Source organism: Funiculus sociatus GB2-C1, assembly GCF_039962115.1.
Taxonomy (GTDB): Bacteria; Cyanobacteriota; Cyanobacteriia; order Cyanobacteriales; family FACHB-T130; genus Funiculus; species Funiculus sociatus.
On the sequence record NZ_JAMPKJ010000045.1, the window covers coordinates 16,431 to 32,564 of the forward strand.

Sequence of the window (16,134 nt, forward strand, 5' to 3'; positions counted from 1 at the left end):
ATATGCTGGAGTTTAGTTAAATATTTTTGCTGTTATTCAAATCAGTTTTTAACCCTAGTAGAGGCGAATATGGTCAAAATAGTTGGAATTGGCGGGAGTTTAAGACCTGCATCCCAGAGCCAGCAGGCTTTGAATTTAGCCGCTGGGCGGGTGCAAGCTTTGGGAGCTTCAGTAGAAATTCTCGATTTGCGACAGATGCAGTTGCCGTTCTGCAACGGGGAAAAAGAATATCCCGGCTTTCCGGATGTTGAGCGTTTGCAAAAGGCGGTAGCCGAGGCCGATGGCATAATTTTGGCGACCCCTGAGTATCATGGCAGTCTCAGTGGTGTGATGAAAAATGCCTTGGACTTGATGAGCTTCGACCAGATGAGCGACAAAGTTGTTGGTTTAATTAGTGTATTGGGCGGGCAAGTCAACAGCAACGCTCTCAACGATCTGCGGCTGATTATGCGTTGGGTTCATGCTTGGGTAATTCCAGAGCAAATTGCAATTGGACAAGCTTGGAAAGCCTTCAGCCCAGATGGCAAGTTGCTGGATGAGAAACTATCCCAGAGATTCGATGAGTTTGCTCAGAGTTTAGTAGAAAACACCCAAAAACTCCGAAACGTTGCCTAACCTAAGAACCTCACCCCCAGGCTCTCTCCGTTTTTCGGAGAGAGCAGCTAGAGTCTATGGCTCTGGCGGGGTGAGGTTCTTTTGTGAATGTAATCAGCCAAACTACATAACTCTCAAAGCCTTGCAAGTGAAGCAGAGCTTAAGCTAAATCATTCCCAGGCTCAGCCTGGGAATGAGAGAATGGCTTAGTGGTGGTGATGGTCGTGATTATGACCGTGCTGATGGTCGTGATCGTGACCGTGGTGATGACCGCTATGGGTATGAGCTTGCACTGCTGCCATCTGAGGATTTACGGAAAGTGCTTGCTCTGAGAGTAAAGCCTCAATTTGAGGATTTGCCCAATCTGCCGCCATCTTTAAGAATTCGGGATTGTCGTTAACGCACTCCATTTGCACGTAGGTAACGTGCGGATGGCGACGACGCAACCCGTGCAGGATGTGGTCTACATCTAACAGAGTTTCGTGATTTTCTGTGGCAAAGCCTATCGGCATGAAGACAAGTGATGTTGCCCCTAGCTGAATTAGGTTAAGAGCCGCTTGCTTAGCATCAGGCTGAGTCCATTCAATTAGGGGCGTGTCGTGGTTGAGCCAGCCCACTGAAATCAGCGGATATTTGTTCATCAGTTTGTCCCGTACTTTGTCGTACAGGGCTTGACTTTCGACAATACCTGATGTAAAGCCTTTGGCTTTGTGGGGGCAACCGTGGTTCATCAACACGATCCCTGTTTGCGAGGGCAGATGCGCTACTGCCAAGTCGCGAACAATTTTCTCTTCTACGAGATTGGCTAGCAAATCGATGTAGGCGGTTTCGTTGTAGAAGGAGGGGATGTAACGCTGTCCTTTGACCCAGTGTTCACTGCCATCAGCGAGATTGACTAGGGCGTTGTTGACTTGTTCGACGGCGATGCCGCTGGTGAAGATGGAATCTACTACTAATAGGGGGTAGATCAGGATTTTGTCAAATCCTTGAGCTTTGATTTCTGTGAGGACTTGTTCGGGTAGGAAGGGGGCGCAGAAGTTAAAGGCTTTGAAAACTTGGACGCGATCGCCCCATTTTTCCTGTAAATTTTTCTCTATCCCAGCCCGCTGTTTTTCAAAAATGGCGTTGTGGGGGGAAATAAAATTACCGTGCTGATGATCCCACTCGTGCAAGTCAAAAATTGCCAAAATCTTGGCAATTGGCGGATACATCCAGGTGGGAACTGGGGCAAATTTGGCGGTGAGTAGATTTAAAGCTTGTTCGTTGTAGTTGGCGAAATCTTCGTAACTTTCAACTTCTCCGTAACCCATTAGCAAGACGGCTACTTTGTCTGTACCTTGTTGAGCGTTCGGTGTTTGTTGCAGTTTTTCAGGGGTGGCAACCAAGTCGCATTCCTCCAAAGGAATATTTTCTTTCTTTAGAGTGGACTTTGGCAAAGCGCATTGTTTTACAGCTTCATTGCCCTCAAAGTGCCACTCATAATCTAGCTTAACATCCCCTAGGGGGGGATTAGGTTAAATAATTCAGTAATTAAATAATAATCCAGCAAGTTTTGCTGGGGCGATTCATCGTTGGGAAGATTTATGCTTTACGAGGCACAAAGAACGCGATCGCGTCCTTGTTGTTTAGCGCGATATAAAGCCGCATCAGCTGCTCGAATCACCGCGGAACCTGTCAAGCCATGTGTGGGGAAAATTGCTACCCCTATTGATAGGGTAATAGAACCAAGGCTCTGACGGCGATTTTGTAAATTTAGGTGCTTAACTCCTTCCCGGATAGCTTCGGCTCGTTCTCTGGTAGCCTCTAAAGATGCTTCTGGCAGAATCAGCGTTAGCTCCTCACCGCCGTAACGACAGGCAATATCTGAACCACGGGTATGACTTTTCAAAAATACGCCAAGTTCTCTCAGCACAGTATCACCTGCTTCGTGACCAAAGGTGTCGTTAAAGTGCTTAAAGTGGTCAACGTCGATCATAATGATTCCCAGTGATTGCTGTTTGCGCTCAGCGCGGCTAATCTCCCGTTCCAGAGATTCTTCCAAGTAACGGCGATTATATAAACCAGTAAGAGTGTCACGGATACTCTGCTGCTTGAGAGCTTCGTGCAGTTTTAAGTTTGCCAACGCCAACCCAATGTGTTCAGCAACTGTTGTGGCTAACTGTTGTTTGGCTTGGGTGAATTGTCCCAAAGCTTGAGAACTCAAATACAGTACGCCCAAGGCTTCCCCCTGTGCCATCATCGGGACGCATAGAGATGCAGGGGGGATTGGGGATTGGGGATTGGGGATTGGGGATTGGGAGTAATTCTCCTCGGTGTTGGTGCGCCTGGCTTGATCTAGCCCAATCCCCAATCTGTGCTTGCAGCGCAAACCACGATGATCGCATTCAAACAAATGCGATCGCCCACGTCGTAGCGCCCAACATTCATTAGGCGTGAACAAAAGCTGGCTAGTAAACGTTGAATCTCCCCAGGTAGCAACAGCCTCAACTATTTGTTTTGAGGAATTAATCACAAATACCCCACCTGAGAAATTAGGAAATAAGGGTTGGACTAATCCAGCGATCGCGCTATAAGCTTCTTCAATACTTAAGCAAGTTTGTAGAATATGGCTCATTTCTCCAAGCAAGGCGATTTCTCGGTTGCGAGATTCTAATTCCTTTACCCAGCTACGTAACTCAGTGTTAGCTTCCTGCAAGGCTTCTTCTGAGGCCTTACGTTCAGTGATGTCGCGCAAAATTACAGTAAATATTTTTTCGCTGCCTAATTCCAGTTGGGAAATTGAAGCTTCAGCAGGGAACTCTGTACCATTTTTGCGACAACCAAAAATCTCGCGGCGATCGCCGATTTTCCTTGCCACACTCTCAGATTGGAAAAATTGCGCCAGGTCTTGAGGATGAGCATCTGCAAAACTTTCTGGCAACAGCAAGCTAAGCGGTTTTCCTAAAACTTCATTAGCAGTGTAGCCAAAAATCTTTTCCGCGCCTTGATTGAATAATGTAATTTGCTGGCTTTGATTTACTGAGATAATCGCATCTTCAGCAATATCCAAAATTCCTGCCAGACGAACACCGGAAGCTATTAGCGCGTCTTCGCTTCGCTTAGTAGCTGTGATGTCACTGTTGATTTCCAGAATTTTTATCGGATTGCCGTGCAAATCCCGTTGAATTGCCAAACGTCCAGCAACTACGATAGTTGTACCATCCCGTTTGGTCTGGATAAGTTCACCTTCCCAGCGTCCTTCTCGTAATAGCTTGGCTTGGATTTCAGGCAACCCTTTGGGAAATTGCGTTTGCAGTAATTTATAGCTTTCCTTTCCTAAAGCTTCTTGTTTTGTCCAACCATACATTTTTTCTGCGCCACGATTCCAAAAGGTGAGATTAAAGTTCAAATCTAAAGTTAGGATGGCATCGTGAGCCAGATCGAGCAGTTGTGCCTGATCTTGTAACATTTTTTGTGTGCGTTGGCGCTCGAAGAGTTTGAGTTGCAACTCTTCGTTGGCTTGGCTCAATTCCTCGTTACGCTTTATGGCTTTGAACTCTAGCTCGTCTTTGGCTTTTTGCAGATTCGATTCTGTCTGCTTTCGTCGGGTGATATCCATGACTGTGCCAACCATCCGCACCGCCTGGAAGCCGCTATCGTAGAAAAATTGTCCTTTGGCTTCTATCCAGTGGATGCTGCGATCGCGCCAGATGACACGAAATTCCTGTTCGTAGTCTGCTTTGGCTTTCACGCATCTGTTTAGGGCTTGGGTGATGCTTTCGCGGTCTTCAGGATGAACGCATTCATTGAAAGCTTCATAGGTGCCATTAAATGTTCCTGCTTCCAGCCCGAATAGCAGTGCATAATTATCAGACCAAGTAATTTTGTCGGTGAGGATATTCCAGTCCCAAATCCCTATGCGGGCTGCTTCTAGGGCTAATCTCAGCTGCTCTTCACTCTGTTGCAGTACGACTTCTGCTTTGGCGCGATCGCTTAATTCTAAATGCAGCAGCTGGTTACTCGCAACGAGTTGGTTTTCTTGTTCTGTGACCTTTTGGAGCAGTTGACTTAAAGATTGCCAGAGCAAGGCAATTTCATCATTTCCTTGGCGTACTGGTATTTGGATTTTATCGCCCAGACGGATGCGGTGTAAGGCGGATGCGATCGCTAAAATTGGATCGACAATCTTTCCAGCCACCATCCAGCCAAATATCGCCAACACGACGCCAAACACCATGTCCCCGATCAATATCTGTTGTTGCAACTGACGCGCTGGCGCAAACGCAATATCAGTTTTCTGCCGCACCAGCACCACCCAACCCAAGCCAGGATAGTTCAAGTAGCCCTGAGAGCGAGCAAAACCAGTTATATAAGTTTTACCATCTGCCCAAGTTTCAACTAGATAGCGGTTCTCACCATAACGTTCTGGGTCAAAGTTTTTGGGTTTCATCTGTAGCCCCTGTAACTTTGGCGAACCTAACAACATGGTGCCATTTTGACTTAAAATCAGCATCTCTACCTGGGAACGGCTTTGTAGCGCCGACAGCCAGTTGCGAACTTCTCTAGCCCATTCCCAACTTAGATGAGCGCACAATACACCTTTGAAATTACCTTCAAAATCGGTCACGGGTGCGGCTACATCTACAACGCTCAGGGATTCGCCATTAAAGTTGGGTAGCAACTTAGCCAGCGCTGTTTTATGCAAATCGGCTACATCAGGTAATTTCTGCCCTTTGAGAAACCAAGGTTGTTGAGAGTTTTTGCCTTCCAGCAATTTTCCCGTACTAACTTGGACAATTCCCAAGGTGTCAGCAAGACCAATCCAGGCATAGTTAGGATTGGTGCTTTGCAGCTTTTCTAGGAAACTTCGCATCTCCTCTGATGGCGTCGCATAATCTCGCAGTGTGTGGAGTGTGGCGATATTCTGAATATCCCGGTAGCGCTCGAACATCCCCCGATCCAGCTTATCTGTAATCTGGTGCGCTAACTCGACTAAGGCATTACCCGCCTCAGCTTCTATTCTGGCGCTAGTAAGTTGGCTGACGGTGACACTTTGCAAGATCGACAGTATCAGGGTAATGCCACCAACTGCCAAACCCAAGCGGACTCTGAGACTGTATCGAGGATCGACAGCGATGCTAAGGCGACCGAAAAACTGGGAGCGATCGCCTTTCTCCGGTGAAAACCCAGTTACTGCTAAGAGCCATTTGCGTACCACTGCACTCATTTCAGCCCCGCTACTTCATAATTACTTAATAGTATCTTCTTGAAATCTTTAATATTAGGGTTCCCACCTAGCCAGTAGCGCGATCGCAGCGTTAGCATTACTTAATAAATCCAAGCAACATCGCGATTTTTTGCAGTTTATATAGCTAAAAAGCCCTGTATTAGGCTAGACATTGAAAAACCAGCATGAGAAAGAAAAAAGTGAAGAATTATTTTTTTCCTTTTGCTTTTTAATACTGTGTCTAGCGATATACGGAGTAATCGCCTAACAAACTACCCAGAGCAACCTCGCTGCAAATAATCTAAAAGTTTTATTCTTTTTCTATCTTAGGGTAGATGCTTTATATACAGTCAATTTTAGATTAAATTAATGAGCCTAATCATTTGTCCCGGAATCCACGAGCCAGAACTGACTGAAGGCTTCTTAAAAGGGTTGCGATGGGAAGGTTCAAATCAAAATTTATTGATTTTTCCGGCTCACGACTACCCAGCTTATTCAGCTATTGACATATTCCAGTTTTTATGGAAAAGTTCGGTAAATTCTCCGGTAGTATTTATCAGTTTTAGTGCTGGTGTTGTAGGTGCCATTGGCGCAGCTTGGATGTGGCAGCTATCGGGAAGAAGCGTAAAGGCTTTTATTGCTGTAGATGGCTGGGGTGTTCCTTTAAGTGGCAATTTTCCGATTCACCGAATCAGCCACGATTACTTTACTCACTGGAGTTCCGCTGTACTGGGAACCGGGGAAGATAGTTTCTATGCCGATCCGTCAGTGGAGCATTTAGAATTATGGCGATCGCCTGAAACTGCACAAGGTTGGCGAGTAAGTTCAGGTAGTAGTACCCAAACGCGAAGATACACAACAGCAGCTGAGTTTTTAACTTGCTTGTTGCAACGTTACGGCAATGAGTAGTAGTTTACAAGCAATTTGCTGACAGCAATACCTCCTCGCTACTACACCCTCTTGAAAGTAAGCCTTGAGAGGTATGAATTTTGGCTCTGATAAAATCAACCTGGTATGAGATTAATCAGGAAAGTAGTATCTATGCCTTATCAACAAATTGAGGAATTACCAGATTCCGTAAAAAATCACCTACCCAAACACGCCCAAGAGATTTTCTTGGCAGCATTTAATAATGCTAATGAAGAATACAAAGAGGAAGAAACTGCCTTTAAAGTTGCTTGGAGTGCCGTGAAACGTGATTATGAAAAAGGAGACGATGGTAACTGGCTCAAGAAGCCAGAATAGAAAGAGACGTGAAAGCGATCGCTGCCACTAATTTAGTATAAAAATATTAGCTGTGTGGCATATTTCAATAAAGTTATACACCCAAGAGATTGACTTTGACTAACACCAGTCGCTTACCACCACAAACCGATCCGCCTCTTTCACCCAGGCTGACATTGCCAACAATGTACGATCTACCTAGCGAAGATCCAGAGGAACCGGGTTTGCCAGACGAATATCACGGATATCAGCCGCCGCTGTTGAGACAAACTTTCAAGCCTGCTAACTTTGACCCAGAGGAAATTTTTGTCGGTGCCGATCTGAATATTTATTACGATCTTCGCCATCCCAATTGGTATAAACGCCCAGATTGGTTTGCCGTTTTGGGAGTTCCCAGACTCTACGATGGGGACAAATTGCGCTTAAGCTACGTTCTATGGCAAGAACAGGTCAGTCCGTTTGTTGTCGTTGAATTATTGTCGCCAAGCACCGAGGATGAAGATTTAGGTCGCCCTGTTTCTGATAGAGGAAAGCCACCTACTAAATGGCAAGTTTACGAACAGATTTTGCGCGTTCCTTATTACATTGTTTCCAGTGGCTATACGAAGGAAATGCAGGCATTTCGTCTGGTGGCTGGTGCTTACGAACGTACCGAATTGACCAATGGGCGTTTATTAATTCCTCAGTTAGAGCTAAGTTTAGGTTTGTGGCAAGGTAGCTATGAAAATATCGAACGAACTTGGTTAAGGTGGTTTACAGCATCTGGAGAGTTAATTCTAACTCCGGGTGAGGAAGCCCAGGAGGAAGTAATCGCTATCCAGCAGGAAGTAGCCGTCGCCCAAGCTGAAGCCGCCGTCGCCCAGCAGCGGGCTGAACGGCTAGCAGCAAAACTACGTGAGTTGAATATTGATCCAGATCGGTTGGAATAGGTAGAAGTTAGCGATCGCATCCTCATCTCTTCTCAGCGCGATCGCTCTCGTTAATTTATATCTACTCAATACAAAATCCCCCAAATTTTACCCCTTTTTTAAGGGGCTGGGGGATTAAAATAATGAAGTTGCGATTAGCGGATTGGCGGACAGGGAACGGGTGGGAACCCTCCCGCCTCAATCACGAAGTCATCGAAATCCTCATCTTTTCCTGGTTGGGGTAGCCCTGCATCATCCCAAGCGATGCGAACGCCAGTAATTTCTTCGTTCGTGCCACCATCCAAACGGCCATTAAACGCAGCGGCTAAGTTGGTGGTGGATCTGACACTGCGGCGAGTTTGACCTGTAGGGCTAACAGATTCCAGGTAGAAAGCATACCGGGTATTCGCCTTAAAAGTATATTCGCTGAGTCGATTTTGTACAGCGCCCCCATCAACTGTCCCCAGAAAATCGATTGCCGTGCCAATATTGTTTTGACCGGGCGAGGAAGACTGAGGCTGGCCGCTTCCGAAGGCGTCATAGGGTTTGACTTCCTGAAACAGCACCGTCTGTTCACCCGTATCTAAATTGACAACACCAAGCGTTGATAGATAAGCTCCGTGGGACTCTTTGAATTCAAATTCAACCGTCGTATCCACCGGAAACTGGACAGCTTCATTGCCAAACATATCTTCAGCGTGAACGGGTGTTGCCACGCCCACAAACCCAACCGCGATCGCTCCCAGTAGCCACTTGAACCCGGCGGTTCTAAAGTTTTTACGCTTCATCTGCCTCATCGTATTCTTGCTCCTGCTCACACTAGAATGACTGTGCAACTGACAACCAAACCTCTACCAAGTCCGCAAACCGGAACTGGCTCTGGAAATGTCTTTTTGCTGCAAAGTAGTTCTCAAGTTTTCTACTTCTGCCCTTAACTGCTCTAACCGCTGACACGCCTGGGGAACAGCGGGTGGTGTTTGAGGCTGTCGCGTAAACCGGCGGCTAGTGGGAGTTTGTTGTGTCAGAGCAGCTCCGCAGGCTTGAAAGGCTGCTTGTGACTCCTGGTTAAGCCGGGTAATATTTGCGGTTAGTTCCGGATCTAACTTGTCATCAGTATCAAAAACGGGTGCCGTGTTGTTCCAGATATTAGTTCCCGTGATGTCAGAATAACTACGGTCGGCTCTAGCAGGCGCAGCAATACCCAGCGCCACAATTGATAAACCAACAACCCAACCCAGAGATTTTATGGTGTGCATTTGGCGTACTCCTTAAAACTTCAATGCTGTCCCAACACCTAATACAAACCGAGAGCCATCACCCGCACCTGCAATGTCGCGCAAGGCTGGAGTAATCACAAAAGGCAAGTTTTTGAAGGGAGCGATGGAAAGACCCAATGCTAAGTCCTGCCCTGTCCATTCCGCAATCAAACTAACAGGTCGAACAACTCGAACTGCTAAATTTCCAAACACGTTGATATTGTTTTGACCGGCATCAACCGCACCGTTGGAACGGAACTGTCCATCACCGACACCAACCGTAACAGCAACGCGACTGAAAGCATTATTGAGAGATTCTCGCGTTCGGAATACTTTGGTAACAACTCCATATTTGGATTGTTCAAAGTCGTTGCGACCAATATTTAGAAAGCCATTCCAGCCTAATGCTGCTGAGACATCTCCCCCAAATCGACGATGCAGCTTGCCATTAAAACCACCTTCGCCGAAGCTGTCATTTGTAGCTAAAGCGTAAGATAGTTCTACCCCCACGGCTTTATCAGCATTGCCTAAGCCGATGCCTATCCCCGCAGCCCCTACAGAACCGCTATCTTCTCGCACGCTGGGTTGATAGGTGCCACTGATAAAGGCGGTGTTTCTATCTGCACCATAGCCAACTGGGATATAGATACTGAGGGCTGGCGAAGATTCAAATTCTTCGATTGGTGCTGGCAAGGCTAGCGGCGCAACAGGTTCCGGACTCGGACAGCGTTCTGTAGCCTGTGTTGTCAATCCTTGAGCGACTTGATAAGTTGCAGATTCATTCCTTTGGGAGGCACAGGTATTCCCGGCTTTCGGTTCCGTTGCCATTAACTGGCTAGCTTGTACCGTTGACGAGTTAGCGATCGCCTCATCTGGACGGAGTGCCTCAGCCTTGGATGTAAATACACCTCCACTGGGTATCGTTCGTTCATTTACAGCCGCTTCGTTAAGAGTTTCCCCGTTTCGGAAGGAAGCTAAATCAGAAGCTGTCCTGGCGGATTCAGGCTGGTTAACATCAGAACCTGTTGATGAGTCTGTGAGGATGTTATTGGGGGGAAGCGCCGCAGCTTCAGAGATTTCTGCCAAATCGGTTTGGGGGGCGGCTGTCAATGCTGGAAGTTGCCTTGCAGCTAATTCTGGGGCATTTTCAGAAGGCAGCGGAAATTCCTGTCTGGGTGCCAATCCTGGCTCTTGTTGCACTTCTGGGATAGCGATCGCTGTCATACTCCTGGGAGTGACCACCGGGGTGACAACACTCCCCTCATTGGTCACGGCTTCCTGGTGAGAACCAGAACCTTCATAACTCGGACTTTCACTTGCTTGGGCTATCATCCCTCCAGCCACAAGAGCAGCTAAAGTACAAACAGCAACACTAGGAAAACGCATAAATTAAGCCCTACTAAACTCACACCGCTCTGATCGAGAAGTCGGTCTTCCCACATAGTTGAATAGATACTTATACAGAGTTTGGCGCGTTTATCCGCAGCAATAAGGATGCAAATTTTGTCTGGATCTGAGTAAAAATCTTCGCTTCAAATTCCGATCTTCTATCCACAACTCGAAGCGCTACCTCTTTTCAGCGATGCTTCACCGATATAAACTAGCCATGTCGCTATCCGTATTTACGACATGATAGTTTTCCTCGCCCTACTAGCTTTCTACGTCGCCTGGAACTTGGGAGCAAACGACGTTGCTAACTCGATGGGAACGTCGGTAGGGTCAAAAGCTGTTACGCTGCGACAAGCATTGATAATTGCCGGTATCTTAGAGTTCACAGGTGCGGTGTTGTTCGGTCGTGCGGTATCCGAAACACTGGCGACGGGAGTTGTAAAGCCGGAAGTGTTCGCTGATGCACCCCAGATTTTACTAATCGGGATGGTTTCGGTGCTAATAACCTGTGGTTTGTGGTTGCAATTTGCCACAAGTAAAGGCTTGCCAGTAGCGTCATCTCATGCTGTAGTAGGCGCGATCGCAGGCTTTAGTTGGGTAGCGGTTGGTGTTGGTGCTATAGACTGGTCATCAATCGGGTTAATTTCCTTCGCTTGGGTAATAACGCCTGTGGTGAGTGGCGCGATCGCCGCCTTGTTCTACAGCGTGGTAAAACGTTGGATACTCGATCAACCCGATCCCTTATTTCGCTTGCGCGAGTGGATTCCCTGGTTGAGTGCGACGCTGTTAGGCATCTTTGGCACAATCGTTCTACCGCCAGTAAGTAAACCTATAGACACTCTACTTACAAACAGATTCGGGATAAATCTTCCCACTCACGATATCCCCCTCTTAATAGGCGCGATCGCTACCTTTTCCCTCACCTGGTACAGTTGGCGACAATTAGATAGTGGCGGCTGGGAAGAAGAAAAGTCTAAATTCCCCAATCCTCTGGAACAACAAATGGCTCGGTTTCAGCTACTGAGTGCTTGCTTTGTCGCCTTTGCTCACGGTTCCAATGATGTCGGGAATGCGATCGCTCCCTTAGCTGCGATCGCCTACATCAATCGTACAGGTTCCGTTCCCGTAAATGGCTTCAGCGTTCCCCTATGGATTTTGGTACTCGGCGGCGCTGGTATCGTTGCAGGTCTTGCGGTTTGGGGTAAAAAAGTTATAGCTACCATTGGCGAAGGAATCATCCCCCTACAACCTAGTAGCGGCTTCTGCGCCGAACTCGCCACCGCCACCACCATCTTACTTGCCTCCCGCTTCGGCTTACCCGTCTCCACCTCCCACGCCCTTGTTGGCGCTGTAGTTGGCATTGGCGCGATTCAAAGCTGGAAGTCCATCCGCTTCCAAACCCTGCAATCTATAGCTCTCGCTTGGGTGATTACCCTTCCCATTAGTGCTGGTCTAGGAGCGGTAATCTTTTTAGGGTTGCGTCTGGTAGCGACTTAAGTGTTGCGTCTCTTAAAGCTGAATTTTGAACTAAACTGCTCGCATCCTATACTAATAGCAAACAAATAACGCACCTAACCCATAGGCAAAATCCGACTTTTGAGAGAAATTTACAATACTTTTAAGAGTATTTTGACAAAATAATGGGAATAATAAATAAAACTATAAGCAGACAAAGTTACAAACAAGCTTCCTTATAGCCAACAGCATCGAGGTTATACGCTAATGGTGCAACTGGACAACGATCAACCTGAAAAGTATGGCAAAGGGGATTCCACAGCCGCCGAAAACCTCCTGAGAGCAATGATTCAGGAACTTGAAAATTTACAGCAAAACCTCATCGTCCAGTTGAATCAAGACGTTGAGCGGCTACAAGCTGAAAAATCCCGCTTAATCGCTGAGATTGACAATTTGCAAACTCAGCGTCAGCAATTGCCATCTTCATTACAAGACCCTCCATCCCAGGAACAAGGCGCACAGCAACAATATTTGGTCAGTCAACTCACCCAAGCGCTGGCAGAGCATCTACAAGAGATATTGATGCAGCGGCTGTCTCAGCAAAGCGGTAGTTCCTATCGACCTCTGAGTGGCTCTGCTGGTGACAATTTGTCGCCTTCGCCGAACGAATACAACGAGAGTGCTTATCGCATACTTGCATCCTTGGATACAACGCTGAGGACGACCTTTAAAACGCTGCAACAAGACATCAGCAGCTATCAAGGTTCCTTCTCGCAGCAACTCTCCCGGATGCACAGCTTAGAGCAACAAGGAGAGGCGATCTTAGAGGCTCTTGTCAATCGTCTGAACGACCAACTCAAACTACAAGGAAGTGCGCTGCCATTAATCCAGCCATCAGACCGAGAGAATGTAACCGAACCTGAACGCGATCGCCAACGCTTACCAGAAAGTAATCCTATCGCATTACAGGTTCCGGCTACCCCATTACCACTTTCCCGCCAACCTAAACCAACTTCCCAAAACCAACTCGGTTTACTGCTGGTATTAATTTCTACCGTGGCGTTGTCGATTCATAACGTTGTTGTTCAGGTCGTCGGTAGAGAAAGCAACATCCTTGGCACGTTCCTCTTGGGAGGATTCATCAAGCTGAATTTGGGGAACTCGCTGTTAATTTTGTGGCTCCGCATGATAGTAGTGTTGCCACTGATGGCAATATTCGCCACAGGACTTTATCCCAACGTTTGGAGGGATATCAGGAAGTTTTTATTCGACCCAAACCGTCGAGGACTGCTGACGGTGGTAGGGAGTGGCTTCTTCCTGTTTTTGTCCCAGGTGCTAATTTATATCGCCATTTCGCAAATTGGGCCTGGGGTTGCGGTGACGATTCTGTTTATGTATCCTCTTGTTACCGTCCCGCTAGCGTGGCTGTTTTTTGGCGATCGCCCGACTTTCCTCCGCGTGGGAGTGATGATTGCTATTTCTGTGGGTGTTATCCTCGCTGCATTTCCTAAAATCTTCCCGGCGGGTGGTTCTGGAGTGCCGGGTATTTCCCCGGTGGGAGTTGGCACAGCCGCAGTTTCAGGTATAGCCTTTGCTTTATACCTGATTTTCATGCAACTTGGCTTTAAAAAGCTTCATCCCGTACCCGTCAGCTTAATTCAGTTCTCAACCATTTTTGTCCTGTCTAGCCTCAGCTTAATGTTGCCGTTACCAGGAAATTTCGCTGTCCAGCTTATCCCAGATCGGCGATTTGGTTTGATAATCGGTGGCGTAGTATTGGGTATCTTGACTCTCATAGGCTACCTGTTGAACAACTTTGGAGTGCGCTTCTTGGGTGCAGCAAGAGCTTCAATCGTGGCTTCTAGCGGCCCAGTGCTGACGGCTGTTTTGGCATTTGTAATTATTCCCAGCGCTCAGAATGCGTTGCAGCCAATATCAATTACGGGAATATTACTGGTTACATTAGGAGTATTTGCCCTAAGTTTTGAACGGCTACTGGTTCAGAATAAACCGCAGCAACCTGCCAAATAAATACAAAAATTCTAATTAGTAGGGTGGGCAATGCTCACCCTTTTTTATTAGGAGGATATGAAGTTGCGCGTTAACCAATACGGTTCGGGTAAAGCTGAAAACAACAAATTTCGCATAGGTTGAGTTGAGGCACGAAACCCAACTACAATTATTTTTAAGCCAGAAGTATTGGCAGCTAACCCTTACCGTTATTATCTACGTCTTGTATTATTGGTTCTTCTAAAGGTGACGGAGCTACTATTCGCAGGTTGAGATCAACTATTATATTATTTCTCTCAAGACTTATATTTGCTTTATTTATTATGAATTTTACTTGTAAGCGATCGCTGATTTGAGATTCTATAGATGGTTGAGTTTTATATCCTGCTTCCTCAAGCCATTCATTAATATTTCTCCAGTTTTCTATCTTTTCATCACCTTTGCTCACCAGGTTTTTCACATACTGGTACAAAGTATTACACAAGTCAACTCCAACTCCCTTAGCGCTCTTATTCAGCCTCTCAGCTATTTCAGCCGGACTATAACCGCAAAGCAATCCCCGCAGGTGTAGCTTCTCAACCGGTGTCAGACGCTTTCCCTTAGCAGAAGCCAAGTCTGTATACAGCGTCTCTAAATCCCAGTCATTTGCAGCAGAGGCAAATTGCACGTCAGTAGATGCCATAGCTAGGAGCCTCAAAATTTCCTAACGTAATTCTAACTTAATTACTAACGCTTGTTAGTTCATGGCTAACCGCAATTAGCTTAGTATAAAATCTAACAAGCTTTTACAGCCGTAAATATACAGCTCAAAACTCAAGAGAGCCTACGTCAAACACATTTTGCGTTGTATTGCCACTGGGAGTATCTGATATACCACCGCTAGTAAGTATGTGAGAAAAACCATAACAGAAATGGCGCTTATTGAACCCATAGGATAGCTAATCTTGAGGCAAGGGCAGTGGCGCAAGACGCTGAGAGAAAAGGAAGTTTACGATCAACACTCAGCGTGGGCTTTGATACAGATTAAGCAAAAGCAATTCAATTTAATTAACTTTTTCGTGGATTTATAGCTATGTTATCTACCAGGAGTTTCGGAAAATTGCAGAGCCAGTCACAGGTTGCGGGTGGTGCGGTTTTTATTGGTTTAGCTATCTCCGCTCTTTTTGTTCCCTTGAGTGCAGACAGTGTGCTGGCTCAAAACGTCGGTCTAGGAAGTATAGCTGAGGGATTTTCCATCCTTAGTTCGATTTCAGGTAGTTCATCCGGCAACAATAACATTAACTGTTCTGAATCTTATAATGCAAATGATTTTGGGTTAAAAACTCTAAGAATTTATGCTACTTGTAACTTAAATTTTAATGCTGAATCTTCTTGGTTTTTGGGGGAGAATAACGCAGGAGCAAGAAGCTGGAAAAGGATATATGGGAGTTACTCTTTTAGAGGCGAAACTAGCAAAACGTATAAAATAGATATCAGCCTCAAAGGAAGTTTCTCAGCTAATACAAGTGCATCTGGTAATGCGTATGCTTTTTCGGCATCCTACATTTACGATGGGTATAATGGCAGGTACATAGGAAACGAATTCAATAACATATACAGTGGCAGCCATTCAGATTATGGTTTCATTGACAGCTCTTCTGTTAGTTCAAGCGGCTACTATGGTTATGATTTTTCATTAGGCGCTTGGGGATATGGATGGACTGAGTCTAATGCACTCGCAGGTTATGCTAGAGCTACATCTAATATGAACTTTACCAGTACAGCTATCATAACTGAGCTACCCAGTTATAGTTCTTTTAGTAGAATGAGTTCCCTTAATAGTAACGAGCAAGCAGACGATAGCAAAATTGATACTATTAACCGAGACTTTTTTAAAAATTTACCTGAAGAGGTTCTTTTAGAAAGCACACTTCTTCGAGAAAAGCTGGAATCTTCATCTAAATCCGTACCTGAACCTGGTTTTGTTTTCGGCTTACTGACCTTTAGTGCATTGGGTGCTGGCTCAATGCTGAAGCGTAAGCAGAATATGTGTTGATGTTCAGTGCGAGGATCGATCGCACTCTACACCCTCTGTAAAAAAAACTAGAATGCG

The 16,134-nt window shown here is 46.2% G+C and carries 13 protein-coding genes; 7 read left to right on the forward strand and 6 right to left on the reverse strand.

Going from position 1 to position 16,134, the window contains the following annotated elements:
- The first annotated feature begins 69 nt into the window (after positions 1-69).
- Complete coding sequence (locus NDI42_RS19295; protein WP_190452631.1) at positions 70-615, forward strand: NADPH-dependent FMN reductase; 546 nt, start codon at positions 70-72, stop codon at positions 613-615.
- Between the two features lie 185 nt (positions 616-800).
- Here NDI42_RS19295 and NDI42_RS19300 read toward each other — a convergent pair whose 3' ends face one another.
- Both NDI42_RS19300 and NDI42_RS19305 read right to left on the reverse strand, forming a co-directional pair.
- Positions 801-1,979, reverse strand: a complete 1,179-nt coding sequence (locus NDI42_RS19300) for a ferrochelatase (protein ID WP_190452695.1) — start codon at positions 1,977-1,979, stop codon at positions 801-803.
- Positions 1,980-2,182: 203 nt separating this feature from the next.
- Complete coding sequence (locus tag NDI42_RS19305) at positions 2,183-5,800, reverse strand: diguanylate cyclase (protein ID WP_190452638.1); 3,618 nt, start codon at positions 5,798-5,800, stop codon at positions 2,183-2,185.
- Between the two features lie 369 nt (positions 5,801-6,169).
- Here NDI42_RS19305 and NDI42_RS19310 point away from each other — a divergent pair, with 369 nt between their 5' ends.
- From NDI42_RS19310 to NDI42_RS19320, 3 genes are all read left to right on the forward strand, one after another.
- Positions 6,170-6,709 carry a hypothetical protein gene (locus tag NDI42_RS19310; protein ID WP_190452640.1) on the forward strand — a complete coding sequence of 180 codons (540 nt, stop codon included), beginning with the start codon at positions 6,170-6,172 and terminating at the stop codon, positions 6,707-6,709.
- 132 nt (positions 6,710-6,841) lie between these two features.
- Positions 6,842-7,045 (forward strand): ChaB family protein, encoded by a 204-nt coding sequence (locus NDI42_RS19315; protein WP_190452641.1) that lies wholly within the window; start codon positions 6,842-6,844, stop codon positions 7,043-7,045.
- 95 nt (positions 7,046-7,140) lie between these two features.
- Positions 7,141-7,953: a Uma2 family endonuclease gene (locus NDI42_RS19320; protein ID WP_242017544.1), complete on the forward strand. Its 813-nt coding sequence runs from the start codon at positions 7,141-7,143 to the stop codon at positions 7,951-7,953.
- A 134-nt stretch (positions 7,954-8,087) separates the two neighbouring features.
- Here NDI42_RS19320 and NDI42_RS19325 read toward each other — a convergent pair whose 3' ends face one another.
- The 3 genes from NDI42_RS19325 to NDI42_RS19335 are packed head-to-tail and all read right to left on the reverse strand — an operon-like array spanning position 8,088 to position 10,574.
- The gene (locus NDI42_RS19325; protein ID WP_190452644.1) at positions 8,088-8,729 is read right to left on the reverse strand and encodes a hypothetical protein; all 642 of its coding nucleotides are present in this window, start codon (positions 8,727-8,729) and stop codon (positions 8,088-8,090) included.
- 54 nt (positions 8,730-8,783) lie between these two features.
- Positions 8,784-9,188: a hypothetical protein gene (locus tag NDI42_RS19330; RefSeq protein ID WP_190452646.1), complete on the reverse strand. Its 405-nt coding sequence runs from the start codon at positions 9,186-9,188 to the stop codon at positions 8,784-8,786.
- A gap of 12 nt (positions 9,189-9,200) precedes the next feature.
- A complete protein-coding gene (locus tag NDI42_RS19335; RefSeq protein ID WP_190452648.1) occupies positions 9,201-10,574 on the reverse strand; it encodes a hypothetical protein in 1,374 nt (457 codons plus the stop codon).
- 243 nt (positions 10,575-10,817) lie between these two features.
- On the opposite strand from NDI42_RS19335, the gene NDI42_RS19340 reads away from it, so the two are divergent.
- Positions 10,818-12,074: an inorganic phosphate transporter gene (locus NDI42_RS19340; protein WP_190452649.1), complete on the forward strand. Its 1,257-nt coding sequence runs from the start codon at positions 10,818-10,820 to the stop codon at positions 12,072-12,074.
- A gap of 225 nt (positions 12,075-12,299) precedes the next feature.
- Positions 12,300-14,063, forward strand: coding sequence for an EamA family transporter (locus NDI42_RS19345; protein ID WP_190452651.1), 1,764 nt, complete (start codon positions 12,300-12,302; stop codon positions 14,061-14,063).
- A 175-nt stretch (positions 14,064-14,238) separates the two neighbouring features.
- Here the strand turns inward: NDI42_RS19345 and NDI42_RS19350 are convergent, their stop codons facing one another.
- Positions 14,239-14,724: a helix-turn-helix transcriptional regulator gene (locus tag NDI42_RS19350; RefSeq protein WP_190452653.1), complete on the reverse strand. Its 486-nt coding sequence runs from the start codon at positions 14,722-14,724 to the stop codon at positions 14,239-14,241.
- Positions 14,725-15,141: 417 nt separating this feature from the next.
- Here NDI42_RS19350 and NDI42_RS19355 point away from each other — a divergent pair, with 417 nt between their 5' ends.
- Positions 15,142-16,077, forward strand: coding sequence for a hypothetical protein (locus NDI42_RS19355; RefSeq protein WP_190452655.1), 936 nt, complete (start codon positions 15,142-15,144; stop codon positions 16,075-16,077).
- Positions 16,078-16,134 lie beyond the last annotated feature (57 nt).